At 70.5% G+C, this 24424-nt stretch carries 19 protein-coding genes and 3 rRNA genes; 11 read left to right on the top strand and 11 right to left on the bottom strand.

The window, feature by feature from the left end:
* Window positions 1-20 precede the first annotated feature (20 nt).
* Window positions 21-356: an SCP2 sterol-binding domain-containing protein gene (locus O7619_RS15530; RefSeq protein ID WP_282281592.1), complete on the top strand. Its 336-nt coding sequence runs from the start codon at window positions 21-23 to the stop codon at window positions 354-356.
* Window positions 357-365: 9 nt separating this feature from the next.
* Here the strand turns inward: O7619_RS15530 and O7619_RS15525 are convergent, their stop codons facing one another.
* From O7619_RS15525 to tyrS, 7 genes are all read right to left on the bottom strand, one after another.
* Window positions 366-1415: an HAD-IIA family hydrolase gene (locus O7619_RS15525; RefSeq protein ID WP_282281591.1), complete on the bottom strand. Its 1050-nt coding sequence runs from the start codon at window positions 1413-1415 to the stop codon at window positions 366-368.
* Window positions 1412-2464 (bottom strand): Replicase polyprotein 1ab, encoded by a 1053-nt coding sequence (locus O7619_RS15520; protein ID WP_282281590.1) that lies wholly within the window; start codon window positions 2462-2464, stop codon window positions 1412-1414. Before O7619_RS15520 ends, O7619_RS15525 begins: the two co-directional genes overlap by 4 nt.
* Entirely contained in the window at window positions 2359-3864 is a 1506-nt protein-coding gene (locus tag O7619_RS15515) for a hypothetical protein (RefSeq protein ID WP_282281589.1), read from the bottom strand. Before O7619_RS15515 ends, O7619_RS15520 begins: the two co-directional genes overlap by 106 nt.
* Before the next feature lie 203 nt (window positions 3865-4067).
* Window positions 4068-4184 (bottom strand): 5S ribosomal RNA (gene rrf, locus O7619_RS15510).
* Window positions 4185-4271: 87 nt separating this feature from the next.
* A 23S ribosomal RNA gene (locus O7619_RS15505) occupies window positions 4272-7381 on the bottom strand.
* A gap of 379 nt (window positions 7382-7760) precedes the next feature.
* Window positions 7761-9275 (bottom strand): 16S ribosomal RNA (locus O7619_RS15500).
* The 16S, 23S and 5S rRNA genes sit together here, the layout of an rRNA operon.
* Before the next feature lie 618 nt (window positions 9276-9893).
* Window positions 9894-11177, bottom strand: coding sequence for a tyrosine--tRNA ligase (gene tyrS, locus O7619_RS15495; RefSeq protein ID WP_282288841.1), 1284 nt, complete (start codon window positions 11175-11177; stop codon window positions 9894-9896).
* Window positions 11178-11285: 108 nt separating this feature from the next.
* Here tyrS and O7619_RS15490 point away from each other — a divergent pair, with 108 nt between their 5' ends.
* The 4 genes from O7619_RS15490 (at window position 11286) to O7619_RS15475 (ending at window position 13648) form a co-directional block, all read left to right on the top strand.
* Entirely contained in the window at window positions 11286-11669 is a 384-nt protein-coding gene (locus O7619_RS15490) for a PaaI family thioesterase (protein ID WP_282288840.1), read from the top strand.
* 71 nt (window positions 11670-11740) lie between these two features.
* A complete protein-coding gene (locus O7619_RS15485; protein ID WP_282281588.1) occupies window positions 11741-12967 on the top strand; it encodes a divalent metal cation transporter in 1227 nt (408 codons plus the stop codon).
* Complete coding sequence (locus O7619_RS15480; RefSeq protein WP_282281587.1) at window positions 12964-13344, top strand: hypothetical protein; 381 nt, start codon at window positions 12964-12966, stop codon at window positions 13342-13344. Before O7619_RS15485 ends, O7619_RS15480 begins: the two co-directional genes overlap by 4 nt.
* A complete protein-coding gene (locus tag O7619_RS15475) occupies window positions 13331-13648 on the top strand; it encodes a PRC-barrel domain containing protein (protein ID WP_282281586.1) in 318 nt (105 codons plus the stop codon). Before O7619_RS15480 ends, O7619_RS15475 begins: the two co-directional genes overlap by 14 nt.
* Before the next feature lie 38 nt (window positions 13649-13686).
* Here the strand turns inward: O7619_RS15475 and O7619_RS15470 are convergent, their stop codons facing one another.
* From O7619_RS15470 to O7619_RS15460, 3 genes are all read right to left on the bottom strand, one after another.
* Entirely contained in the window at window positions 13687-15057 is a 1371-nt protein-coding gene (locus tag O7619_RS15470) for a hemolysin family protein (protein WP_282281585.1), read from the bottom strand.
* 140 nt (window positions 15058-15197) lie between these two features.
* The gene (locus O7619_RS15465) at window positions 15198-15824 is read right to left on the bottom strand and encodes a hypothetical protein (protein WP_282281584.1); all 627 of its coding nucleotides are present in this window, start codon (window positions 15822-15824) and stop codon (window positions 15198-15200) included.
* Window positions 15825-15834: 10 nt separating this feature from the next.
* Window positions 15835-16338, bottom strand: a complete 504-nt coding sequence (locus O7619_RS15460; RefSeq protein ID WP_282281583.1) for a GNAT family N-acetyltransferase — start codon at window positions 16336-16338, stop codon at window positions 15835-15837.
* 134 nt (window positions 16339-16472) lie between these two features.
* Here O7619_RS15460 and ppdK point away from each other — a divergent pair, with 134 nt between their 5' ends.
* From ppdK to O7619_RS15435, 5 genes are read left to right on the top strand one after another with little or no spacing between them, the layout of a single operon-like run.
* On the top strand, window positions 16473-19133 hold the full coding sequence (ppdK, locus tag O7619_RS15455) for a pyruvate, phosphate dikinase (protein ID WP_282281582.1): 2661 nt from the start codon (window positions 16473-16475) through the stop codon (window positions 19131-19133).
* A gap of 12 nt (window positions 19134-19145) precedes the next feature.
* Entirely contained in the window at window positions 19146-19580 is a 435-nt protein-coding gene (locus tag O7619_RS15450) for a hypothetical protein (RefSeq protein ID WP_282281581.1), read from the top strand.
* Window positions 19581-19598: 18 nt separating this feature from the next.
* Window positions 19599-21845 (top strand): formate C-acetyltransferase, encoded by a 2247-nt coding sequence (gene pflB / locus O7619_RS15445; protein ID WP_348774318.1) that lies wholly within the window; start codon window positions 19599-19601, stop codon window positions 21843-21845.
* 23 nt (window positions 21846-21868) lie between these two features.
* Window positions 21869-22615 (top strand): pyruvate formate-lyase-activating protein, encoded by a 747-nt coding sequence (pflA, locus tag O7619_RS15440; protein WP_282281580.1) that lies wholly within the window; start codon window positions 21869-21871, stop codon window positions 22613-22615.
* Between the two features lie 28 nt (window positions 22616-22643).
* On the top strand, window positions 22644-22949 hold the full coding sequence (locus O7619_RS15435) for a hypothetical protein (RefSeq protein WP_282281579.1): 306 nt from the start codon (window positions 22644-22646) through the stop codon (window positions 22947-22949).
* Here O7619_RS15435 and O7619_RS15430 read toward each other — a convergent pair.
* A complete protein-coding gene (locus O7619_RS15430; protein ID WP_282281578.1) occupies window positions 22925-23395 on the bottom strand; it encodes a cyclic nucleotide-binding domain-containing protein in 471 nt (156 codons plus the stop codon). The two genes, O7619_RS15435 and O7619_RS15430, sit on opposite strands and share 25 nt — an antisense overlap.
* Before the next feature lie 158 nt (window positions 23396-23553).
* Between O7619_RS15430 and O7619_RS15425 the strand changes: the two genes are divergently transcribed.
* A complete protein-coding gene (locus O7619_RS15425; RefSeq protein WP_282281577.1) occupies window positions 23554-24414 on the top strand; it encodes a universal stress protein in 861 nt (286 codons plus the stop codon).
* The last annotated feature ends 10 nt before the right edge of the window (window positions 24415-24424 follow it).

Raw genomic sequence — 24424 nt, 5'->3', positions numbered from 1 at the left:
GCTCGTGGTGAGGAGACGATGTGGCCAGCGTGGACGACTGTCGGCAGGCGTTGCAGGACCTCGTCGACCGGCTGGACCGGCACGTCGAGGCGCAGGGGCGCATCGACCTCGACCGCACCCTGGCCTGCCGGATCACCGACCTGGACACCGCCTTCCACGGACGGCTCGAAGGCGGCCGGCTGGTCGGCCTGACCGACGGCGACGACCCGAAGGCCAAGATCGCGCTGAGCGCCGGCAGCGACGACCTGGTCGCCCTGGTGCACGGCAAGCTCGACATCATGTCCGCGGTGGCCGCCCGGCGGGTCTCCATCAAGGCGAACCCGTTCGACCTGATGAAGCTCCGCAAACTGCTCTGAGGCGTCCGCTCAGCCGTCGAGGCCGAGCGCGGTGAGCGCCTCCGCCGCCGCCGGGGACCCGGCCCGCACCCGCGGGCCGGCCGCCGTCGACCAGGCCACCGCGCAGAGCGCCGCGAGCGCGTCCAGCGTCCGTCCCGCGCCGTCGAGCACCAGGACCCCGCCGGCCTCCGTCACCGACCAGCCGCCGGTCTCCGCCCGACCCGGCACCGCCACCACGGCCTCCGGATCGAACAGCCCGGTCAGATCGATCGAGACGTACGCCGGCCGGCGCGACTCGGGCGCGGCCAGCAACTCGGCCGCGTCGCTGACGCCGGTCAGCACCAGCAGGCTGTCCAACCCGGCCCGGCGGGCGCCTTCGATGTCGGTGTCCAACCGGTCGCCCACCACCAGGGCACGCCCGGTGCCGGCGCGCCGGGCGGCGGTGGCGAACAGCGCCGGCTCCGGCTTGCCCACCACCACGTCGGGGTCCCGGTCGAGCGCGGTACGCAGAACCGCCACCAACGAGCCGTTGCCCGGCAGCGGCCCACGCGGGCTCGGCAGTGTGCGGTCGGTGTTGGTGGCATACCAGGGCGCGCCGGCCCGCACCGCCAGCGACGCCTCGGCCAGGTCGGACCAGCCGACCTGCGGCCCGTAGCCCTGGGCCACCGCGGCGGGCTCCTCCTCGGCCGTCGACACCGGCCGCAGGCCCACCGCGCGCAGCTCCGCCCGCAACGCCTCCGCGCCGACCACGAGCACCGGCGCACCGGCCGGCAGCCGGTCGGCGAGCAGCTCGGCGGTGGCGCCCGCGGAGGTGAGCACCTCCGCCGGCTCGGCCGGCACACCCATCCCGGTGAGCAGGTCGGCCACCTCGCTGGAGCGGCGGGAGGCGTTGTTCGTCGCGTACGCGACCGCCCGCCCCTCGTCGCGCAGCCGGGCGACCGCCTCGACCGCGCCGGGAATGGGCCGGTCGATCAGGTAGATGACCCCGTCCAGGTCGAAGACGACCAGGGCGTACGAGTCGACCAGCCGCCCAGCCGCCCGGCCCGTGTCGGAGCCGGTGTCCCCGGCGTGCCCGTTCACCGGCGCCCCGCCGCCTCGTCCCCGTCGGCCCGGATGTCACGGGCCTGGGTCTCACCAGCCGCCGACCGGTCCCCGGTCGGGTCGGCCGGCGCGGTGGTGGTGGCGAGCGACCCGGCCTCGGCGTCGGTCAGCTCGTCGTCGGCCAGGTCGCCGGCGTCGCGGTCCCGGTACCCGGCCCGGGCCGCCTCACCGGCGCCGTCGACGGCACCCGCCGCGTCGGAGCGGTCGCCGCCCCGCGGGAGGTCGCCGTCACGGCCACGGTCCTCGTCGAAGTCGTCTTCGTCGTCTTCGAGGTCGCCGTCCTCGTCTTCGTCCCCGTCTTCGTCTTCGTCGGTGTCGCCTGCTACGGAGGCGTCCGGCCCGTCCACGTCAGCGTCCGGCTCGTCGTCCTCGTCGTCGCCCTCGATGACCACGCCGTCGAGTTCCAGCAGCCGTTCGGCCGCGTCGGTCCCGCCCTCGGAGTCGATGTCGGCGGCCCGGGAGAACCACTCCCGTGCCTCCTCGCGCCGGCCCACCGCGAGCAGCGCGTCCGCGTACGCGTAGCGCAGCCTCGCCGCCCACGGCTCGGACGACTCGGCGGTCAACTCGCGGACCTGGAGCATCGCCACGGCCGCGTCCTTCTGCCCGAGGTCGCCCCGCGCGCCGGCGGCCACGATCAGCAGCTCGATGGCGACTTCCTGATCGAGCTTCTCCCGATCCGCCCCGCGGAACAGGTCGATCGCCCGCTCCGGACGGCCCAGGGCCCGCTCGCAGTCGGCCAGGACCGCCAGATGGATCTGGAGGCCGGTCATCCGGTGGAAGGTCCGGAGCTCGGCGATGGCCGTCTGCCACTCCCCCGCGTGGTACGCGGCCAATCCGACCGCCTCCCGCACCGCAGCGATCCGGGAGGCGAGCCGTCGGGCCGCCATGGCGTGCGCCAGCGCCAGCGCCGGATCGTCGTCGATCAGCAGGCCCGTCGCGACGAGGTGCCGCGCGACGGTCTCCGCCACCGGCTTGGCGAGGGAGAGCAACTCCGCCCGGACGGTCGAGTCGAGGTCGCCCGCGACCACCTCGTCCGGCAGCTCTGGCGCCTCACCGGTACGCCCCTCACCGCGCTCGTCCCGACGCTCACGCTGCGGACCGTAGCTGCCCGACCGGTGCTCGTCCCGGTCCGGCCGGTCGCCGTAGCTACGGCGTTCCCCGTCCCGGCCGGCAGGCGCGCCCCGGTAGCCACCCTCGCGGTCGTCCCGCCGGAAACCGCCCTCGCGACGGCCAACGCCGGCGTAGCCCTCGCGACGGTCACCACCACGGGAGCCAGTGTCACGGTCACCGCCGGAGCGGTTGTCCCGGCTGTAGCCACCCTCACGGTCACCGCCACGGAAACCGCCCGGACGGTCGCCACCCCGGAAGCCACCGTCACGACGGTCACCGCCAGGCGCACCACCGGAGCGACTGTCCCGGCTGTAGCCACCCTCACGGTCACCGCCACGGAAGCCGCCCTCGCGGCGCTCACCGCCACGGAAGCCGCCCTCACGGTCTCCACCGCGGAACCCGCCCTCACGACGGTCACCACCCGGGCGGTTGTCCCGGCTGTAACCGCCCTCACGACGGTCGCCACCACGGAAGCCACCTTCGCGTCGGTCACCGCCGGGCGCGCCGCCGGAGCGACTGTCCCGGCTGTAGCCACCCTCACGGTCACCGCCACGGAAACCGCCCTCACGGTCACCACCGCGGAACCCGCCCTCACGACGGTCACCACCGCGGAACCCACCCTCGCGGCGGTCACCGCCGGGCGCGCCGCCGGAGCGACTGTCCCGGCCGTAACCACCCTCACGACGGTCACCGCCACGGAAGCCGCCCTCACGGCGCTCACCGCCACGGAAGCCACCCTCACGACGGTCACCACCGGAGCGGCTGTCCCGGCTGTAACCGCCCTCACGGCGCTCACCGCCACGGAAGCCACCTTCGCGGTCACCGCCACGGAAGCCACCCTCACGACGGTCACCGCCACGGGCGTCACCGGAGCGACCGTCCCGGCCGTAACCACCCTCACGACGGTCACCGCCACGGAAGCCACCCTCACGGTCGCCACCACGGAACCCGCCCTCACGACGGTCACCACCGGAGCGGCTGTCCCGGCTGTAACCACCCTCACGGCGGTCACCGCCACGGAAGCCACCTTCGCGGTCACCACCGCGGAACCCGCCCTCACGACGGTCACCGCCACGGGCGTCACCGGAGCGACCGTCCCGGCCGTAACCACCCTCACGACGGTCACCACCACGGAACCCGCCCTCACGACGGTCACCACCGGAGCGGCTGTCCCGGCTGTAACCACCCTCACGACGGTCACCACCCCGGAAGCCACCTTCGGGGCGGTCACCGCCAGGAGCGCCACCGACGCGGCTGTCCCGGCCGTAGCCGCCTTCGCGCCGGTCGCCGCCTCGCGCGCCGCCGGCGCGCTCGTCACGGCCGCCCCGGTACGAGGGCCGATCATCGCGGCGGGCGTCGCCGCGCCCGTGGCCACGATCGGCGCGGTCCTCGTAGCGACGGGGGCGGTCTCCGCCCTGCGGTCCAGAGCTCACAGGTGCATCCTTCCTGATGGCGTTTCCGCCAGAACGCTAACGCAGTCGAGGGCCGACCCCGGTAGGGGCGGCCCTCGACTGAAAGATTGTCCGGCGGTGTCCTACTCTCCCACACCCTCCCGAGTGCAGTACCATCGGCGCTGGAGGGCTTAGCTTCCGGGTTCGGAATGTTACCGGGCGTTTCCCCTCCGCCATGACCGCCGTAACTCTATGAACATATCAACCAACCACCCACACACGCGCGCGGGTTTGGTGTTTGTTCAGAGTTGCACAGTGGACGCGTAGCAGCTTGGTAGTCAAGTCCTCGGCCTATTAGTACCGGTCAACTGAACCCGTTACCGGGCTTACATTTCCGGCCTATCAACCCAGTCGTCTAGCTGGGGGCCTTACCCCACAAATGTGGGTGGGATACCTCATCTTGAAGCGAGCTTCCCGCTTAGATGCTTTCAGCGGTTATCCCTTCCGAACGTAGCTAACCAGCCGTGCCCCTGGCGGGACAACTGGCACACCAGAGGTTCGTCCGTCCCGGTCCTCTCGTACTAGGGACAGCCCTTCTCAAGTATCCTACGCGCACGGCGGATAGGGACCGAACTGTCTCACGACGTTCTAAACCCAGCTCGCGTACCGCTTTAATGGGCGAACAGCCCAACCCTTGGGACCTGCTACAGCCCCAGGATGCGACGAGCCGACATCGAGGTGCCAAACCATCCCGTCGATATGGACTCTTGGGGAAGATCAGCCTGTTATCCCCGGGGTACCTTTTATCCGTTGAGCGACACCGCTTCCACATGCCAGTGCCGGATCACTAGTCCCGACTTTCGTCCCTGCTCGACCTGTCAGTCTCACAGTCAAGCTCCCTTGTGCACTTGCACTCAACACCTGATTGCCAACCAGGCTGAGGGAACCTTTGGGCGCCTCCGTTACCCTTTAGGAGGCAACCGCCCCAGTTAAACTACCCACCAGACACTGTCCCTGAACCGGATAACGGTCCGAAGTTAGATACCCAAATCAACCAGAGTGGTATTTCAAGATTGCCTCCACCCATACTGGCGTATAGGCTTCACCGGCTCCCACCTATCCTACACAAGCTAATTCAGATACCAATGTCAAGCTATAGTAAAGGTCCCGGGGTCTTTCCGTCCTGCCGCGCGTAACGAGCATCTTTACTCGTACTGCAATTTCGCCGGGCCTGTGGTTGAGACAGTGGGGAAGTCGTTACGCCATTCGTGCAGGTCGGAACTTACCCGACAAGGAATTTCGCTACCTTAGGATGGTTATAGTTACCACCGCCGTTTACTGGCGCTTAAGTTCTCCGCTTCGCCCTTGCGGGCTAACAGGTCCCCTTAACGTTCCAGCACCGGGCAGGCGTCAGTCCATATACATCGAATTACTTCTTCGCATGGACCTGTGTTTTTAGTAAACAGTCGCTTCCCCCTGCTCTCTGCGGCCATACAACGCTCCACCCGCGCGGGGCTTCACGTCTCCGGCCCCCCTTCTCCCTAAGTTACGGGGGCAATTTGCCGAGTTCCTTAACCACAGTTCGCCCGATCGCCTCGGTATTCTCTACCTGACCACCTGTGTCGGTTTGGGGTACGGGCCGCTCAGAACTCGCTAGAGGCTTTTCTCGGCAGCATAGGATCACTGACTTCACCTGAATCGGCTCGGCATCACGTCTCAGCCCATATGACGTGCGGATTTACCTACACGTCGGCCTACACGCTTACCCCGGCACAACCACCGGCCGGGATCAGCTACCTTCCTGCGTCACCCCATCGCTTGACTACTACCCGCCAGGTTCCCACGCTCCCCCCAGTCGGTCCGAAGACCTCCCGGAGCTCGGGTGGTTAGCACAACGAGGTTCGTCAGGGTCGCTCTTTCGCGGGTACGGGAATATCAACCCGTTGTCCATCGACTACGCCTCTCGGCCTCGCCTTAGGTCCCGACTCACCCAGGGCGGATTAGCCTGGCCCTGGAACCCTTGGTCATCCGGCGGAAGGGTTTCTCACCCTTCTTTCGCTACTCATGCCTGCATTCTCACTCGTGCCGTGTCCACAACTAGGTCACCCCGTCGCTTCACCCCCGGCACGACGCTCCCCTACCCACCCACACACCTGCACACCCCATCAAGGAGGCACGAGGTAAAGTGTGAATGCCACAGCTTCGGCGGTGTGCTTGAGCCCCGCTACATTGTCGGCGCGGAACCACTTGACCAGTGAGCTATTACGCACTCTTTAAAGGGTGGCTGCTTCTAAGCCAACCTCCTGGTTGTCTATGCGACCCCACATCCTTTTCCACTTAGCACACGCTTAGGGGCCTTAGCTGGTGATCTGGGCTGTTTCCCTCTCGACTACGAAGCTTATCCCCCGCAGTCTCACTGCCGCGCTCTCACTTACCGGCATTCGGAGTTTGGCTGATTTCGGTAAGCTTGTGGGCCCCCTAGACCATCCAGTGCTCTACCTCCGGCAAGAAACACGCGACGCTGCACCTAAATGCATTTCGGGGAGAACCAGCTATCACGGAGTTTGATTGGCCTTTCACCCCTAACCACAGGTCATCCCCCAACTTTTCAACGTTGGTGGGTTCGGCCCTCCACGCGGTCTTACCCGCGCTTCAGCCTGCCCATGGCTAGATCACTCCGCTTCGGGTCTAGAGCATGCGACTCAAGAGCGCCCTATTCAGACTCGCTTTCGCTACGGCTCCCCCACACGGGTTAACCTCGCCACATGCCACTAACTCGCAGGCTCATTCTTCAAAAGGCACGCCGTCACCCCGTAAGGCTCCGACGGATTGTAGGCGAACGGTTTCAGGTACTATTTCACTCCCCTCCCGGGGTACTTTTCACCATTCCCTCACGGTACTCGTCCGCTATCGGTCACCAGGAAGTATTTAGGCTTACCAGGTGGTCCTGGCAGATTCACGGCAGATTTCAGGAGTCCGCCGCTACTCGGGAACACCCACAGAAGACCAGCAGCTTTCACCTACCGGACTATCACCGTCTACGGTCAGCCATTCCAGACTGTTCGACTAACCACTAGCTTTGTAACTTCTCGACTGTGTGTCAGCACAATCAGCAGGGTCCCACAACCCCGACCACGCAACCCCTGACAGGTATCACACGCAGCCGGTTTAGCCTCCATCCGCTTTCGCTCGCCACTACTCACGGAATCACTATTTGTTTTCTCTTCCTACGGGTACTGAGATGTTTCACTTCCCCGCGTTCCCCCCACACACCCTATGTGTTCAGGTGCGGGTGACATCACATGACTGATGCCGGGTTCCCCCATTCGGACACCCTGGGATCACAGCTTGGTTGACAGCTCCCCCAGGCCTATCGCGGCCTCCCACGTCCTTCATCGGCTCCTGGTGCCAAGGCATCCACCGTTCGCCCTTGACAACTTGACCACAAAGATGCTCGCGTCCACTGTGCAATTCTCAACAAACAACCAACCCACAACCCACAGCCCCACACCTACAACCCCAACCAGGATCACGGTTTGCGAGACCAGGCCATGCCTGGCGCCCCGACAGGCTCCCGCCCGTCCACAAGGCTCTGAAAGACAACCACCACGGGTTGTTCCTTCAGGACCCAACAGGGTGCTCTCCGCCCTCCCCCAGCCGCACCAGGACTCCGCTCCACACCAACCCGAAAGTCAGCAGTACTAGAAGGATCCCGGCCGTTGCCGAGGAAAAACTCACCAGTGTCTCCGCCATTCGAGCACCCCGACCCGACATTCGCAGGTCGCGGGCTCCATGCCAGCCTTCGCTGGATGGTGCTCCTTAGAAAGGAGGTGATCCAGCCGCACCTTCCGGTACGGCTACCTTGTTACGACTTCGTCCCAATCGCCAGCCCCACCTTCGACGGCTCCCTCCACAAGGGTTGGGCCACCGGCTTCGGGTGTTGCCGACTTTCGTGACGTGACGGGCGGTGTGTACAAGGCCCGGGAACGTATTCACCGCAGCGTTGCTGATCTGCGATTACTAGCGACTCCGACTTCACGGGGTCGAGTTGCAGACCCCGATCCGAACTGAGACCGGCTTTTTGGGATTCGCTCCACCTCACGGTATCGCAGCCCATTGTACCGGCCATTGTAGCATGCGTGAAGCCCTGGACATAAGGGGCATGATGACTTGACGTCATCCCCACCTTCCTCCGAGTTGACCCCGGCAGTCTTCGATGAGTCCCCGCCATAACGCGCTGGCAACATCGAACGAGGGTTGCGCTCGTTGCGGGACTTAACCCAACATCTCACGACACGAGCTGACGACAGCCATGCACCACCTGTGACCGCCCCCGAAGGACCTTACATCTCTGCAAGTTTTGCGGCCATGTCAAACCCAGGTAAGGTTCTTCGCGTTGCATCGAATTAATCCGCATGCTCCGCCGCTTGTGCGGGCCCCCGTCAATTCCTTTGAGTTTTAGCCTTGCGGCCGTACTCCCCAGGCGGGGCGCTTAATGCGTTAGCTGCGGCACAGAGAACCGGAGAGGCCCCCCACACCTAGCGCCCAACGTTTACAGCGTGGACTACCAGGGTATCTAATCCTGTTCGCTCCCCACGCTTTCGCTCCTCAGCGTCAGTATCGGCCCAGAGACCCGCCTTCGCCACCGGTGTTCCTCCTGATATCTGCGCATTTCACCGCTACACCAGGAATTCCAGTCTCCCCTACCGAACTCTAGCCTGCCCGTATCGACCGCAGGCCTGGGGTTGAGCCCCAGGTTTTCACGGTCGACGCGACAAGCCGCCTACGAGCTCTTTACGCCCAATAAATCCGGACAACGCTCGCGCCCTACGTCTTACCGCGGCTGCTGGCACGTAGTTGGCCGGCGCTTCTTCTGCAGGTACCGTCACTTCCGCTTCGTCCCTGCTGAAAGAGGTTTACAACCCGAAGGCCGTCATCCCTCACGCGGCGTCGCTGCATCAGGCTTCCGCCCATTGTGCAATATTCCCCACTGCTGCCTCCCGTAGGAGTCTGGGCCGTGTCTCAGTCCCAGTGTGGCCGGTCGCCCTCTCAGGCCGGCTACCCGTCGTCGCCTTGGTAGGCCATCACCCCACCAACAAGCTGATAGGCCGCGAGCCCATCCCAGGCCGAAAAACTTTCCACCACACACCATGCGACATGTGGTCATATTCGGTATTAGCCCCGGTTTCCCGGGGTTATCCCAAAGCCTAGGGCAGGTTGCTCACGTGTTACTCACCCGTTCGCCGCTCGAGTACCCCGAAGGGCCTTTCCGCTCGACTTGCATGTGTTAAGCACGCCGCCAGCGTTCGTCCTGAGCCAGGATCAAACTCTCCAACAAAAACTTTCGTTGGACACAATGTCCTGACAACAAACAACATGTTGCCAAAGGAATCCCCACCAGCAACCATCCGAAGACAGCCACCAGCACGGGGTATAAAACAATTGGCACTGGCTTATCAAGCACCCTGTTGAGTTCTCAAAGAACAACCACACACCAACCGAAAACCCTCCACCCGGAGGACCCACGACCAGGGCATTTCGTTCACCACGCCCGCCGCTCTCGCGCCGGGCACTTTTACTACGTTACCCGGTGGTTTCTGCCGTGTCAAACCGGTGTCTCCCGGTTTGTCGTGCATCACCCTTTTGACCGGGCACCACGACACTGCCGACTCGCGTCGGCCTCGTCGAGGATTTTCGGCAGGACGGCCGTTGGCGGCTTCCCGCTGGCCCGTCCGTTTCCCTGCCGGCCGTTAACCTTACCCGGTCGGTTTCGCCGCATCAAATCCGCCTCCCGGCGGATCCGGGGCACCGCCCGGGTCTCAGGTCCCACGCTCCGGCCTTTCAGGACTTTCGCCCTGATTCGTCCGTTCCGCGTTGGCAGAGGAAAAGCTACGCGCCCGATGGATTCGTCGTCAAATCCATCGGGCGCGTCCCGCGTCACATCGTCGATCGATGGCTATTTTCGCAGCTCAACGCCCGCGAACGAGCGCTTCCCGCGGCGCAGCACCAGGTAACGCCCGTGCAGCAGGTCGGCCGGGGAGACGGTCGCGTCCCCCTCGGTGACCCGCGTGTTGTTGACGTAGGCGCCACCCTCGGCGATCACCCGCCGGGCCTCCTTCATGCTCGGCACCAGGCCCGACTCCTTCAGCAGGCCGGCGACGTCCGGCAGCTCGTCGAGGCGCACCAGGCCGGCCTCGGTGAGCGCGGCTCGTAACGTCTCCGGCGCGAGTTCGTCGAGCGCGCCCCGACCGAACAGCGCCTGGCTGGCCGCCACCGCCTGGGTCACCTCGCGCTCGCCGTGCACGAGCGCGGTCAGCTCCTCGGCCAGGGCCCGCTGGGCGGTCCGGGCCTGCGGGCGTTCCGCGGTGGCCTTCTCTAGCTCCTCCAGCTCCTCCCGGGAGCGGAAGCTGAAGTAGCGCAGGTAACGGGTGACGTCGCGGTCGTCGGCGTTCAGCCAGAACTGGTAGAAGGCGTACGGGCTGGTCATCTCCGGGTCGAGCCAGATCGCGCCGGTCTCGCTCTTGCCGAACTTGGTGCCGTCGGACTTGGTGACCAGGGGCGTGGTGAACGCCTGGACCGGGCCGGCGCCGCGCCGGCGCACGTAGTCCACCCCGGCGGTGATGTTGCCCCACTGGTCGGAGCCGCCGTACTGGAGCCGACAGCCGTGCCGGCGGTGCAGCTCGAAGAAGTCGTTGGCCTGGAGCAACTGGTAGCTGAACTCGGTGTAGCTGATGCCGCTCTCCAGGCGCGCCCTGACCACCTCCCGGGCCAGCATCTTGTTCACCGGGAAGTGCTTGCCGACGTCCCGGAGGAACTCCACCACCGACATCTGGCCAGTCCAGTCCAGGTTGTTGACCATCTGGGCCGCGTTGTCCCCGGTGTACGTGACGAACGGCGCGAGCTGGTCCCGGATACGCTGGACCCAGCCGGCGACGACCTCCGGCGAGTTCAGCGACCGTTCGGCGCTCTCCTTCGGGTCACCGATCTGCCCGGTGGCGCCACCGACGAGCAGGAGCGGCCGGTGCCCGGCGCGTTGGAGCCGGCGGGCCGTGACGACCTGCATGAGGTTGCCGACGTGCAGGCTGGGGGCGGTCGGGTCGAAGCCCACATAGAACGTGGCGCTCGGGCCGTCGAGCAGCGCACGCAGCTCGTCCGGGCCGGTCGAGTCCTGGATCAGGCCCCGCCACAGCAGGTCTTCGGTCAGGGAGTCCCGCCCCTGCGGGAGGTTGCTGTCGGTCACGGTCACCGATTCTCCCCCATCGCCGGTCCGGGGCCGTACCGGGTTTGCCCGCGGCGACGACGGCTAGGCTGGCGGCGCCGCCGAGCACGAGGAGGAACCACGGTGGAGATGCTTGACGTGACCGGAGGGTTCGCCGCCCTGCTGGGGCTGAAGTTCGACGAGGTCAGCGGCGACCGGGTGGTGGTCCGGTGGCAGGTGCGTCCGGAGTTGCAGCAGCCGTACGGGATCCTGCACGGCGGCGTCCACTGCTCGGTGGTGGAGACGGTGGCCAGCGTCGGCGGCGCGCTGTGGCTGGGTGAGCGGGGCAGGGTGGTCGGGGTGTCGAACCAGACCGACTTCCTGCGCGCGGTGCGCGACGGCGAGCTGACCGGGGTCGGCACGCCGGTGCACCGGGGACGCAGCCAGCAACTGTGGCAGGTGGAGATCACCGACGGCGACGACCGGCTGGTGGCCCGCGGGCAGGTGCGGTTGCAGAACCTCACCACCGACTGACGTATTCGCCCGAAACCGGGCGCTGACGCCGATATCGTCGCGTCGATGAGACAAGCCGCTCCCGACCCGACGTGAGGAAGCTCCTCGCCGCCACCCTGGGCGTGCTGTCGGCCATCGGGGGGTTCGTCGACATCGGCGACCTGGTGGCGGCCAGCCAGGCCGGCGCGCTGTTCGGCATGGCCCACGCCTGGGTGCTGCTGGTCGGTGTGGTGGGCATCTGCGCGTACGCGGACATGTCCGGCCGGATCGCGGCGGTCAGCGGACGGGCGGTGTTCGACCTGGTCCGGGAGCGGCTCGGGCCGCGGGTGGCGCTGCTCAACCTGGTCGCGTCGTGGCTGGTCACGGTGGTCACGCTCGCCGCGGAGCTGGGCGGGGTGGCGCTGGCGCTGCAACTGGCCAGCGGGGTGAGCCACCTGCTCTGGGTGCCGCTTGCCGCGCTGGCGGTGTGGCTGGTGCTGTGGCGGATGCGCTTCGAGCTGATGGAGCGGGTCTTCGGCCTGGCCGGGCTGGCGCTGCTGGTGTTCGCGGTGGCGCTCGTGGCGTTGCCCACCGACTGGGCGGAACTCGGCCGCGGGACGTGGCAAATCAGCCCGGCCGGGCACGGCTGGCCGCTGTACTGGTTCGTGGCGGTGGCGTTGTTCGCCTCGACGGTCAGCCCGTACGAGGTCTTCTTCTTCTCCTCCGGCGGGGTGGAGGAGCGGTGGGGCGCGGCCGACCTGGCGCGCGCCCGCTCGAACGTGCTGATCGGCTTCCCGATCGGCGGGTTCCTGGCGCTGTCGCTGATCGCCGTGGCGACGGTGGCCTACCACCCCTCCGGGGCGTCGCTGGGCTCGCTCGACCAGGTGGCCCGGCCGGTGGCGACCGCGTTGGGCGGCGCCGGCCTGGTCGCCGCCGTGCTGGCGTTCTTCGCGGTCACCTTCGGCGCGGCGCTGGAGACCGGGTTGTCGGCGGCGTACGCGGCGGCGCAGTACTTCGGGTGGCAGTGGGGCAAACGGGTCAGCCCCCGCGAGGCGGCCCGCTTCCACAGCGTCCTGCTGGTCGGCCTGCTACTCGCGGTGGTGATGCTGATGACGACCGTGGACCCGGTGCGGTTGACCGAGTACATGCTGGTGCTGAGCGCGGTGGTGCTGCCGCTGACCTACCTGCCGATCCTGGTGGTGGCGAACGACCGCACCTACCTCGGCGACCGGGTCAACGGGTGGTGGACGAACCTGCTCGGCGCGGTGTTCCTGCTGCTCATCGTCGCCGCGTCGGTGGCGGCGATTCCACTGGCGATCGTGACGGGGATGGGGCGATGAGGGTCCAGCTCGCCAAGCAGTTGCTCGACCGGCAGATCGTCGACGTCGAGGGCCGGCTCGTCGGGCGGGTCGACGACGTCGCGTTCGCGCTCGACGACGCCGGCTACCCGTACGTGGACTGCCTGCTCACCGGGCAGGGGGCGCTCGGGCAGCGGATCGGCGGCACGATCGGGCGGCTGCTGGTGGCGGTCGCCGACCGGTTCACCGACGATCCGCCGGCGCCGTCGCGGCGCGTGCCGCTGGCGACCGTGGCCCGGGTGGACAGCGCGGTGCGGCTGCGGTGCCGGGCGGCGGAGCTGCCGCCCTCGCCGGTGGAGACGTGGCTGCGGCGGCACCTGATCGAGCGGATTCCGGGGGCGTTCCGTGCGAGCGGGTGAGCTGCTCGGGCGCACCGCGTACGACCTGCACGGGCGGCGTCTCGGCCGGGTGGTGGACGTGGTGGTGCGCGGTGGCTGGCCGCCGGACCGGTTGCGGATCACCGACGTGATCGTCGCCGGTCACTGGTGGACGCGGGTGACCAGCCGGCTGATCGGGCCGGAGTTGCATCCCGCCGGGCCGTGGCTGCTGCGGGCGGTCGCCCGGTTGGTCGGGCGCAGCACCCACCAGGTGCCCGCCGACGTGGTGCGGCTGCGCCCGCCGGTGCCCGGCTTCCCGTTCGGCCCGCCCGCCGACCGGCGTTGAGCCGGGACCGCGCACCGGCCGGCGTCGGGCCCGGTGCGTCAGTGACGCGCCTCGTCGAGCTGCTCGGCGGCGTCCGCCGGGTCGGCCGCGGCGGTCGGGGCGTCGTCGGTGCCGTCGCTGTCCTCGCTCGGCTCGCGACGGGAGCGGCGACGGATGCGTACCTCGGCGATGGCCCGCTGGTCGACCTCGGCCACCGCCAGCTCCCAGCCGTCGACGGTGACCTGTTCCCCGGCCACCGTCGGGATGTGTCCGAGACAGATCAGCACCAGCCCGGCGACGGTGGTGTAGTCGCCGGGCGGCCGGTTGGGCAGCTCCACCCCGAGGTCGGTGAGGTCGTGCACCGGGAAGGTGCCGGGCAGCACCAGCGAGCCGTCGGCCTCGGTGTGGACCGCCCGCAGGTCCCGGTCGGTCTCGTCGTAGATCTCACCGACGATCTCCTCGAGGATGTCCTCAAGCGTGACGATGCCGTCGACCGCGCCGCGCTCGTCCACCACCAGGGCGATGTGCTGGCGCTCGGCCTTGAACTGGCGCAGCGCGTCCACCACGGGGAGCGAGTCGGGCAGCAGCATCGGCGGGCGGGCGATCTCGTCGACCGGCCGGTCGTCCGGGACGCCGACCAGGTCGCGCAGGTGGAGGACGCCGACCGCGTCGTCCAGGCCGCCGTGGCGGACCACGGGCGCCCGGGAGTGGCCGGTCGCCGCGAGGACGAGCCGCGCCGCGTCCGCGGTGGTGCCGCTGTCGAGCGTGAAGACCTGCAACCGGGGTACGAGGACGGCACGCAACTGCCGGTCGGCGATCTCCACGGCGCCGGCGATGATCGTGCGCTGCTCCTTGGTGAAGCCGTGGTTGCCGGCCACGATGTCGCGCAGCTCGTCGGGGCCGATCTCGTCGGGTTCGTGCTTGGGGTCGAGGCCGACGAGGCGGACCACCATGTCGGTGGTGGCGCCGAGCAACCAGACCGCCGGCCGGGTCACGCTGGACAGGATGTCCAGCGGTCGGGCCACGACAAGCGCCCACCGCTCGGCGGACTGCATGGCGATGCGCTTGGGCGCCAGCTCGCCGAAGACGAGCGTGACGAACGTGAGCACCAGGGTGACCGCGACGATGGCGACGGTCTCGGCGGCGTTGCCGAAGACGCCGAGCAGCGGCACCAGCGGCCGGGCCAGGGAGACGGCCGCGGCGGCGGAGGCGAGGAACCCGGCGAGGGTGATGCCGATCTGGATGGTGGCCAGAAACCGGTTGGGGTCCTTCGCGAGCCGGGCGAGGGTCCGGCCGCCGCGGCTGCTGCGCTCCAGCCGTTGTAGCTGGCTGTCCCGTAGCGACACCAGGGCCATCTCGCTGCCGGCGAAGGCGGCGTTGACGATCACCAGCACACCGACCAGGGCCAGTTGGCTCCAGTAGCTCTGCACGAGCGGTTCTCTCCCTCGGCCCGATCCACGTCGGCGATGGCCGACTCGCCGCCCGATGGGCCCGGTCGGCGTTGCCCCTCTGTGCCCCGTGGGCCCGCGCCTGAACCCTGGCTCGACACCCGTGGCCGGCCGGGCCCGGCTCAGGCCGGGTCGGCCAGGTCGAGCACGTACGCCCCGCCCTCCGGGCGGAAGCCGAGCCGGTGGTAGTAGGGGGCGACCATACCCGGTGGGGAGACCACCCGGCGGAAGCCCCGGTCGGTGAAGAGCCGGCTGCGCCGGTAGACGAACTCTCCCGGGGTGAAGTCACGGAACGGCGGGGTCACGTAGTCCAGGTCGATCTGGGCCACCCCGCCGGCCTCGGCGTGCGCCACCATCACGCCGACCACCTCGTCGGAGCGGACCACCAGGAACGCCGAGCGGTCGGACGCGGTCGGGTCCCAGCGGAAGCCCGGGTTGAAGCGGGCGATGTCGGTGGCGTGCACCCGCAGCGTGTGTGCCAGGAACGCGTCTGCGGTGCCCACCTCGACCACCTGGTAGGTCCGCTCGTCGTGCCGGGTGGCCAGCAGCTTGCGCAGGTACCACAGGTTGATCACGGTGAGCACCACGTTCAGCCCGACCATGGGCCAGACGTGGACGGCGGCGTTGTAGCCGATCAGGATCAGGCAGCCGACCAGGTTGAGCGCGCGCAGCCGCAGGATGCGCGTCTGCAGCAGGGACCAGACCAGCAGCGCGGAGCCGGCCCAGCCGACGAGTTCCAGCCAGTTCACCCCGGGGAGACTAGTGGTTGCCCTGGTCAGCCCCCTCGGCGGGCAGCTCGAGCACCCACTCCTGCACCTCCGCACCGCGGCCCGGAGCGTACCCGGAGTCCGCACCGACCACGACGAAGCCGCACTTGCGCAGCACCGCGAGCGAGGCGGCGTTGTCCTTCGCGGCGCGGGCCCGCACCGGCCGCTGCGGCAGCTCCCGCAGCAGCGCGGTGAGCCCGGCGGTGGCGTAGCCGCGACCCCAGCGGGCCGGGTCGATCCAGTAGCTGACCTCGGTCTGCTCGTCGACCGGGAACGCCGCCACGTGGCCGACCACCTCGCCGCCGGCGACGATCGTGCGGTTGACGATGCGCCCGTCGGCGCGGATGCGCGCCCAGTGCGCGTCGAACGCCGCCCGGTCCGACGGGTCCTTCGGCCCGAACGCGGCCATCCAGTTGGCCTGCGGATCCTGCTCGTGGGCGAAGAACACCGGCAGGTCGTCGTCGCGCACCGGACGGAGTTCCACCTCGGGGGTCATGGCCGGGAAGGATACGTGGGCCCACCGACACGATCGGGACCTCCGGCCCGTCAGGTGTCCCGTCCGGCCCTGCCGCCACGGCCGGCCGCGCCGGTACGAAGAAGGAGGAACGACGCAGTCGAGGAGGCCGGACCATGACGAAGTACGTCTACGACTTCATCGAGGGTGACCGGAGCCGGGCCGACCTGCTCGGCGGCAAGGGCGCCAACCTGGCGGAGATGACCCGGCTCGGCCTGCCGGTGCCGCCGGGGTTCACCATGACCACCGACGCGTGCCGCGCCTACCTGGCCACCGGCGCGCCCCCGGACGGGCTGTACGAGGAGATCAACGCGCACCTGCGCCAGGTCGAGACGCGGCTGGACCGGCGGCTCGGCGACCCGGCCGACCCGCTGCTGCTGGCGGTCCGGTCCGGCGGGCGGTACTCGATGCCGGGGATGATGGAGACGATCCTCGACATCGGGCTCAACGACTCCACGGTGACCGGGCTCGCCGCCCACGCCGGCGACGAGCGGTTCGCCTGGGATTCGTACCGGCGGTTGATCCAGATGTTCGGCCGCACGGTGCACGGCATTCCGGGTGAGGAGTTCGAGCACGAGTTAGCCGCGGTGCGGGCCACCGCCGGGCCGGGCGGGCCGAGCGCGGCGCAACTGCGCGACCTGGTCGACACGTACAAGAAGATCTTCGTCCGGCACGTCGGGCAGGAGTTCCCGCAGGCCCCGCACGAGCAGCTCTTCCTGGCCGTGCGCGCGGTGTTCTCCTCGTGGCACTCGGAGCGGGCGCGGGTCTACCGCCACCAGGAACACATCCCGGACGACCTGGGCACCGCGGTCAACGTGATGGCCATGGTCTTCGGCAACCTCGGCCGGGACTCCGGCACCGGGGTGGCGTTCACCCGCGACCCGGCCACCGGCGCGCCCGGCGTGTACGGCGACTACCTGACCGACGCGCAGGGCGAGGACGTGGTGGCCGGCATCCGCAACACGGTGCCGCTGGCCGAGCTGGAGCGGCTGGACCCGGCGAGCTTCCACCGGCTCCGGCAGATCATGGCGACGTTGGAGCGGCACTACCGCGACCTGTGCGACGTCGAGTTCACCATCGAACGGGGCCGGCTGTGGATGTTGCAGACCCGGGTCGGCAAGCGGACCGCCGCCGCCGCGTTCGTGATCGCCGCGCAGCTCGCCGAGGAGGGGGTGATCACGGCCGACGAGGCGCTGACCCGGGTCACCGGGGCGCAGCTCGCCCAGCTCATGTTCCCCGCCTTCGACACCGCCGGCGCGCCGACGCCGCTCGCGGTGGGGGTGGGCGCGTCGCCGGGCGCGGCGGTGGGACGGGTGGTCTTCGACTCCGCCGCCGCGGCGGCGGCCGGCGGGCCGGTGATCCTGGTCCGCCCGGAGACCAACCCGGACGACCTGCCCGGCATGATCGCCGCGGCCGGGGTGCTCACCTCGCGGGGCGGGAAGACGTCGCACGCGGCGGTGGTGGCCCGGGGCATGGGCCGGGCCTGCGTGTGCGGGGCGGAGGCGCTGCGGATCGACGTCGAGCGCGGCGAGGTCGCCGTCGGCGACCGGGTGGTGCGGGCCGGCGAGGTGATCTCGATCGACGGGACCAGCGGGCGGATCTGGCTCGGTGAGGTGCCGGTGCGGCCCTCGCCGGTGGCCCGCTACCTGGCCGGCGAGCTGAGCCCCGAAGCCGATCCGCTGGTCGCCGCCGTGCACCGGCTCCTCGGACACGCCGACGCGGTGCGGACGCTGGGCGTGCGGGCCAACGCGGACACCCCGGAGGACGCCCGCCGGGCCCGCCGGCTCGGCGCCGCCGGGATCGGGCTGTGCCGCACCGAGCACATGTTCCTCGGCGAGCGCCGGGAGCTGGTCGAGCGGCTGATCCTGGCCGAGGGTCCGGCGGACGTCACGGCGGCCCTGGACGCGCTGCTGCCGTTGCAGCGGGCCGACTTCGTCGGGCTGCTGGCCGCGATGGACGGGCTGCCGGTCACCGTCCGGCTGCTCGACCCGCCGCTGCACGAGTTCCTGCCCCCGCTGGCGGAGCTGACCGCCCGGGTGGCCGGCGCGCAGGCGCGCGGGGAGGATCCGGGCCGGGACGCCACGCTGCTGGCCGCGGTGCGCCGGATGCACGAGACCAACCCGATGCTGGGGCTGCGCGGCGTGCGACTCGGGCTGGTGGTGCCGGGCCTGTTCGCCATGCAGGTGCGGGCGCTGGCCGAGGCGGCCGTGCAGCGGATCCGGGCGGGCGGCGACCCGCGCCCGGAGATCATGGTGCCGCTCGTCGGGGACGTGCGGGAACTCGCCGCGGTGACCGACGAGGCGCGGCGCGTGCTCGCCGAGGTGGACGGCGCGCCGGAGATCCCGATCGGCACCATGATCGAGACGCCGCGGGCCGCGCTGACCGCCGGGGAGATCGCCGCGCGGGCCCGGTTCTTCTCCCTCGGCACCAACGACCTGACGCAGACCACTTGGGCGTTCTCCCGCGACGACGTGGAGGGCTCGTTCTTCCCCACGTACCTGGCCCGGGGGATCTTCGGCGTGTCGCCGTTCGAGAGCGTCGACGTCGCCGGGGTGGGCCGGCTGGTCCGGCTCGCCGTCGCCGAGGGGCGGGCGGCCCGGCCGGAGCTGACCGTCGGGGTCTGCGGCGAGCACGGCGGCGACCCCGACTCGATCGCGTTCTTCGCCGCGGCCGGACTCGACTACGTCTCCTGCTCGCCGTACCGGGTGCCGGTGGCGCGGCTGGCCGCCGGCCGGACCGCGGTGCAGGCCGGCGCCGACGCATCCGACTCCCGATAGGAGGGCAGCACCATGACCGCCATCTTCAACCCGACCGGGCTGAACACAGTACCCCCGGTCCCCCGCCCGGCGACGCCGGCCGACGACCCGACGCCGGCCCCGGCGGTCCCCGGGCCGGTGGGGCCGGTGCTGGAGCTGCCCGGCGCGGCGCTGGTCCCGGTCACCCACGCCGGTCGCCCGGTGGGCGCGTTCGTCTTGGCCGACGGCAAGGTCCGCTACCGCCGGGTGGTCGACCCGGACCATCTCGTCGCGGCGGCCACCGGCGCGTTCGCGGTGGCGGCGCTCACCGCCGCCGTGGCGGTGTGGTCCCGCCGCCGCCCACCGGCGGTGCACACGGTCACCATGGGCCCCGGCGGCTGGCTGAGCATGCGTGGCCTGCCGGCCTCCCGCCCCGACCACCGTCCCTGGTGGGCGCGCCTCCTGCACGCCCATCCCCTCCCCCGCTGACCCCTGACAGGAGTGATCATGAACGGCAACCGACGCACCATGGACCCGTGGCGGGGCTTCCGGGACGGGCCGTGGCGCGACACCGTCGACGTGGCGGACTTCGTCCGCCGCAACCACGAGCCCTACACCGGGGACGCGTCGTTCCTCACCGGGCCGACCGAGCGCACGCTCGCGGTCTGGGACCGGCTCCGGGCGATGTTCCCGGAGGAGCGGCGTCGCGGCGTGTACGACGTGGACGCCGCCACGCCGTCCACCATCACCTCGCACGGCCCCGGCTACGTCGACCGGGATCGGGAGCTGATCGTCGGGCTGCAGACCGACGCGCCGCTGCGCCGGGCGATCATGCCGGCCGGCGGACTGCGGATGGTGGAGACCGCGCTGCGGGCGTACGGGCGCGAACCCGACCCGCGGGTGCACGAGATCTTCACCCGGTACCGCCGGACCCACAACGACGCGGTCTTCGACGCGTACCCGTCCGACGTGCTGGCCGCCCGACGCTCGCACGTCATCACCGGGCTGCCCGACGCGTACGGGCGGGGCCGGATCATCGGCGACTACCGGCGGGTGGCGCTCTACGGGGTGGACCGGCTGATCGCCGAGCGCCACGCCCACCGGGCGGCGCTGGACGGCCGGCGCAGCACCGACGACGTGATCCGGGACCGCGAGGAACTGGCCGAGCAGATCCGCGCGCTCGACGAGCTGAAGGAGATGGCCGCCGCGTACGGCGTCGACCTCTCCCGCCCGGCGGCCACCGGCCAGCAGGCGATCCAGTGGCTCTACTTCGCCTACCTGGCCGCCACGAAGGAACAGAACGGCGCGGCCATGTCGCTCGGGCGCACCGCCGGCTTCGTCGACGCTTACCTGCGGCGGGACATCGCCGAGGGGCGGTTGGACGAGACCGGCGCGCAGGAGTTGGTCGACGACTTCGTGATCAAGCTGCGGATCATCCGTTTCCTCCGCACCCCCGAGTACGACCAGCTCTTCTCCGGCGACCCGACCTGGGTCACCGAGTCGCTCGGCGGGATGGGCGCGGACGGCCGGCCGCTCGTCACCCGCACCACGTTCCGCTACCTCCAGACCCTCTACAACCTCGGCCCGGCGCCGGAGCCCAACCTGACCGTGCTCTGGTCGCCCCGGCTGCCGGCGGGGTTCAAGCGGTTCTGCGCCCAGGTGTCCCTGGACACCAGCGCCATCCAGTACGAGAACGACGAGCTGATCCGCCCCGCGTACGACGACGACACCGCGATCGCCTGCTGCGTCTCGGCGATGCGGGTGGGTCGGGACATGCAGTTCTTCGGCGCCCGGGCGAACCTGGCCAAGGCGCTGCTGTACGCGATCAACGGCGGCCGGGACGAGCTGACCGGCGAGCAGGTGGCCCCGCCGAGCACGCCGGTCGGCGGCGAGACGCTCGACCACGACGAGGTGCTGGCCGCGTACGACCGGACGCTGGACTGGCTCGCCGAGACGTACGTGGACGCGCTGAACGTGATCCACCACCAGCACGACAGGTACGCGTACGAACGGCTGGAGATGGCGCTGCACGACCACCCGGTGCGACGGTTCATGGCCACCGGCATCGCCGGCCTCTCGGTCGCCGTGGACAGCCTCTCGGCGATCCGGTACGGCCGGGTGAAGGTGCTGCGCGACGCCACCGGGCTGGCCGTCGACTACGCGGTCGAGGGCGAGTTCCCGACGTACGGCAACGACGACGACCGGGCCGACGAGATCGCCGTGTGGCTGGTCGAGACGTTCGCGGCGAAGCTGCGCCGCCAGCGCACCTACCGGGACGCCGAGCTGACCATGTCGGTGCTCACCATCACGTCGAACGTGGTCTACGGCCGGCACACCGGCAACACGCCGGACGGGCGGCGGGCCGGTGAGCCGTTCGCGCCCGGGGCGAACCCGATGAACGGCCGGGACACCCACGGCCTGGTCGCCTCGGCGCTGTCGGTGGCGAAGCTGCCGTACGACGCGGCCCGCGACGGCATCTCGCTGACCGGCACGGTCACCCCGGACGGCCTGGGGCACACCCGCGCCGAGCGGATCGCCAACCTGGCCGGGATGCTCGACGGCTACACCGACGCCGGCGGGTTCCACCTCAACGTCAACGTGCTGGACCGGGCCACGCTGCTCGACGCGATGGCCCACCCGGAGCGCTACCCGCAGCTCACCGTCCGGGTCTCCGGGTACGCGGTGAACTTCGTCCGGCTCACCCCGGAACAGCAGCGGGACGTGGTGTCCCGGACGTTCCACGGGTCGCTGTGACCGGCCGGCCCACGGCGGCGCCGGTGTCGGCGCCGCCGGTCCCGGACGGGGCGGTGCACTCCTGGGACACGTCGGTCGGGGTGGACGGGCCCGGCACCCGCTTCGTCGTGTTCCTCGCCGGCTGTCCGCTGCGCTGCCGGTACTGCCACAGTCCGGACACCTGGTACGGGCGCAGCGGCCGGCGGCGCACGGTGGACGAGATGGTCGCCCTGGTCTCGCGGTACCGCCGGTTCGTCCAGGTGGCCGGCGGGGGCGTCACGATCAGCGGCGGCGAGCCGCTGCTCCAGCCCGCGTTCACCGGCGAGCTGCTGCGCCGCTGCCGGGCGCTCGGCCTGCACACCGCGCTGGACACGTCCGGGTTCCTCGGCGTGCGCGCCGACGACGCCCTGCTGGACGCCACCGACCTGGTGCTGCTCGACGTCAAGGCGGGCAGCGCGGCGACGTACCGGCGGGTCACCGGCACCGGCCGGCTCGCGCCGACGCTGCGGTTCGCCCGCCGGCTGGCCGACCGGGGCACGCCGATGTGGATCCGGTACGTGCTGGTGCCGGGCCTGACCGACGCCGCGGACGAGGTGGACCGGGTGGCCGACGTGGCCGCCGGGCTGGCCGGCGTGCAACGGGTCGAGGTGCTGCCGTTCCACCGCCTCGGCGCGCACAAGTACGCCGAGCTGGGCCTGGCGTTCCCCCTCGCGGACACCGCGCCGCCGACCCCGGAGCTGCTGGACCGGGTACGCGGACAGTTCGCCGCCCGTGGCCTGACGGTCACCTGATCGGGCCGGGTCGCACTAGCATGGGCCCATGTCGACCGCACGGCTGCGCCGCCGCCCGCACTCGCCCGTGAAGGCTCTGGCCGCGAGCGCCACCGGGGCGCAGGCGACCGGGGCGCAGGCCACCGGCGCGCGGGCGCTCGGCGCGACGTCGATCGGCGCGCTCGCGGTGGGCGCGCTGGCGCTGGGCGCGGTCTCGGTGGGCGCGCTGGTGATCGGCCGGCTGGCCGTGCGCCGCGCGGTGATCCGCGAGCTGCGCATCGGTCGGCTCGAGGTGGACGAGTTGGTCGTCCGCCGCCGGACCGATCCGGATCAGCTCGCCGCGGACCCGGAATAGCCGTACAGGTCGAGCAGCCGCACCCGGGACGCCTGGAGGCGGTCCACCACCACGCTCATGAACCGTTCGGTGAGCTGCCGGCCCAGCGTGTCGTCGGACTCCATCAGCCGGCGCACCCCCGCCGCGTCGAACTCGACTGCGGTGCCGCGCCGGGTGGCCACCGCCCCGAACTGCCAGCGGTAGGGCGGGAAGAGCCAGGACCAGCCGAGCACCCCACCCGCGCCGATCGTCTCGATGCCCACGTCACCGCGGCCGGGCACCGGGAAGTCCAACGCCACCTGGCCGCTGCGCACCAGCCAGAACCGCTCGGCCGGCTGCCCGGCCCGGAACAACCGGTGCCCCGGGTGCCAGGCCACCGGGCGGGCGTGACCGGTGAGCCGGGGCAACCACCCGTCGGGCAGCCCGGCCAGGAAAGGATGCACGCGCAGCATCTCCAGCGGGGTCATCACGCCTCCAGGATCGACAGCGGCGAACCGTGGTTCCATCCCACCCGTTCGCGGGCCGACGCGGCAGGGCCGATGGTCCCGTACCGGGTGCGTGGCGGCCCGGCCGATCGGGACGGGGGCGGCCACAATGGCGGGAACCGACCGGAGGGGACACACCGATGAACCGACCCGTCGTGGCGGGGGTGGACGGCTCGCCGTCCAGCCTGGCCGCCGCCGACCAGGCCGCCGCCGCCGCGGTGGCACGCTCCCGGCCGCTGCTGCTGGTGCACGGCTACCTGCACCCGCTCGGCTACGGCGTGCCGCTCAACCCGTACGACCTCGGGGTGCCGGCGCCCACCGCGGAGTCGGAGAAGATGCTCGAACGGGTGGCCGCCGACCTGGCCGACCGGCACCCCGGGCTGCGGGTGGAGGTCCGCCAGGTCGCCGGCGGTCCGGGCGCGGCCCTGGTCGAGGAGTCGCGCCGGGCCGAGCTGGTGGTGGTGGGCAGCCGGGGCGTGGGCGGCTTCACCGGGCTGCTGCTCGGCTCGGTCGGCGGGCAGCTCGCGCAGCACGGGCACTGCCCGGTGCTCGTCGTGCGCCCCGCGGAGCAGCCGATCCCGGTCGGCGGTCCGGTGCTGGTCGGGGTCGACGGCTCCGAGTCCGCCGGGTACGCCGTCGAGCTGGCCGCGGCGGAGGCCGACCGCCGGGACGCCGAGCTGGTGCTGATGCACGTCGACGCGCCGGAGCGGGAGGCGGCGGCGCCGGAGGCCGCGGCCGAGGCGGCCGAGCTGCTGGGTGCCGCCGCCGGCCGGGTCCGGACGGCGCATCCCGGGCTGCGGGTCACCGAACGCGCCGTGGTCGCCTCATCCCCGGAGACGGCGCTGCGCGAGGCGAGCGTAGAGGCGTCGCTCGTGGTGGTCGGCTCGCGGGGGCGGGGCGGCTTCGCCGGGCTGTTGCTCGGCTCGGTCAGCCAGGCCCTGGTGCAGCACGCCCACTGCCCGGTGCTGGTCGCCCACCCGCCGTCGCCGGCCGGCGACTGACGCCGGTCGG

It is taken from the genome of Micromonospora sp. WMMD998, from assembly GCF_029581235.1.
Taxonomy (GTDB): domain Bacteria; phylum Actinomycetota; class Actinomycetes; order Mycobacteriales; family Micromonosporaceae; genus Micromonospora.
Note: the sequence above shows the minus strand (reverse complement) of the source record. Positions and strands in the feature narration are given on the sequence as shown.

Excerpts from the sequence above, each read along its gene's own strand:
- O7619_RS15480 (WP_282281587.1), top strand. The coding sequence starts at position 12,964 with ATGAGGGTCCAGCTCGCCAAGCAGTTGCTCGACCGGCAGATCGTCGAC.
- O7619_RS15450 (WP_282281581.1), top strand. The coding sequence starts at position 19,146 with ATGACCGCCATCTTCAACCCGACCGGGCTGAACACAGTACCCCCGGTC.
- O7619_RS15460 (WP_282281583.1), bottom strand. The coding sequence starts at position 16,338 with ATGACCCCCGAGGTGGAACTCCGTCCGGTGCGCGACGACGACCTGCCG.
- ppdK (WP_282281582.1), top strand. The coding sequence starts at position 16,473 with ATGACGAAGTACGTCTACGACTTCATCGAGGGTGACCGGAGCCGGGCC.
- O7619_RS15490 (WP_282288840.1), top strand. The coding sequence starts at position 11,286 with ATGCTTGACGTGACCGGAGGGTTCGCCGCCCTGCTGGGGCTGAAGTTC.
- pflB (WP_348774318.1), top strand. The coding sequence starts at position 19,599 with ATGAACGGCAACCGACGCACCATGGACCCGTGGCGGGGCTTCCGGGAC.
- O7619_RS15435 (WP_282281579.1), top strand. The coding sequence starts at position 22,644 with ATGTCGACCGCACGGCTGCGCCGCCGCCCGCACTCGCCCGTGAAGGCT.
- O7619_RS15430 (WP_282281578.1), bottom strand. The coding sequence starts at position 23,395 with ATGACCCCGCTGGAGATGCTGCGCGTGCATCCTTTCCTGGCCGGGCTG.
- O7619_RS15425 (WP_282281577.1), top strand. The coding sequence starts at position 23,554 with ATGAACCGACCCGTCGTGGCGGGGGTGGACGGCTCGCCGTCCAGCCTG.